This is a genomic window from Microbacterium sp. BF1, assembly GCF_019279095.1.
In the GTDB taxonomy this organism is placed as follows: Bacteria; Actinomycetota; Actinomycetes; order Actinomycetales; family Microbacteriaceae; genus Microbacterium; species Microbacterium maritypicum.
In genome coordinates this window covers 1-918 of sequence record NZ_JAGYWT010000714.1, presented here as the reverse complement: position 1 = coordinate 918, position 918 = coordinate 1, and the positions used below count along the sequence as shown (strand labels likewise).

Below are 918 nucleotides of genomic sequence, written 5' to 3'. Positions count from 1 at the left end.
GGACACGAGGGCCTCCTGGTTCCTGAAGCGGTTGAACTCAACAGCTCCACTTCACAACCGGAGGCCCTCACCTCTCAGCTCTTCACGGCCGTGTCGCCGAAACAACGTCCCTGGACATCACAGCTAGGGCGTGTCTCCCGATCGCGTGGGGGTGACCCGCGATTCTGGACAGCATGTCGCGGATGAGGGTGCTTTCGGATGGCGACTGGGAACTGGTCGAGCCGTTCATGCCGGCCCCGGATGGTAAGCGAGGTAGACGTTTCGTGATCACCGCACGCTGGTGGAGGGGATCATCTACCGGTACCGGGCCGGGATCGCGTGGCGGGACCTGCCCCCAGAGCCAGCCGGCCCTGGGACAACTCGCCCTATTAGCGGGCAATTCGACCCAGGAAGAGGTGATGTGATGAGCGTGACGAAGGGACTGCTTGTCAGGCTGGAGGCCCTGCCCGGCAAGGAAGACGAGGTCCAGGAATTCCTCGGCATCGGGCGAGGGCTCGTCGAGGAGGAACCTGCCACCGTCGCGTGGTTCGCGATCCGTCTCGGCCCGTCCTCCTTCGGGATCTTCGACGTGTTCCCCGATGACGCCGGCCGCGACGCGCACCTGTCTGGCCCGGTTGCGACCGCTCTCGGCGAGCAGACCGGCAAACTGTTCAGCGAGCCGACGATTGAGAAGTTGGACGTCCTGGCCTCGAAGCTCCCCGCCTGAGACCACGACCTCGTCGAGCGTGCCGCTGTCCGATTCTCATATCGCACAGCGGCACGCTCGTCACTATGGGGTCACGTTGGTCGCTGCCTGCAGTGCGGCGGCGAGGTAGCTCGCGGAAGCACCGACGCCCTTATCCGCGACCTGGACGGGCGTGCCAGTTGCAACTACGGTCCCGCCGGCGTCGCCCGCGCCGGGGCCAAGATCGATCACGT

Annotated in this window: 1 protein-coding gene and 1 pseudogene; both read left to right on the top strand. The window is 65.5% G+C overall.

Going from position 1 to position 918, the window contains the following annotated elements:
* Window positions 1–173: 173 nt before the first annotated feature.
* A pseudogene (locus tag KZA10_RS18405) lies at window positions 174–361 on the top strand (transposase); the annotation flags it as partial.
* Between the two features lie 42 nt (window positions 362–403).
* On the top strand, window positions 404–706 hold the full coding sequence (locus tag KZA10_RS16260; protein WP_218683404.1) for a putative quinol monooxygenase: 303 nt from the start codon (window positions 404–406) through the stop codon (window positions 704–706).
* Window positions 707–918: the final 212 nt, after the last annotated feature.

What these genes read in the sequence shown, in the direction of transcription:
- KZA10_RS16260 (WP_218683404.1), top strand. Translation starts at nt 404, where the DNA reads ATGAGCGTGACGAAGGGACTGCTTGTCAGGCTGGAGGCCCTGCCCGGC.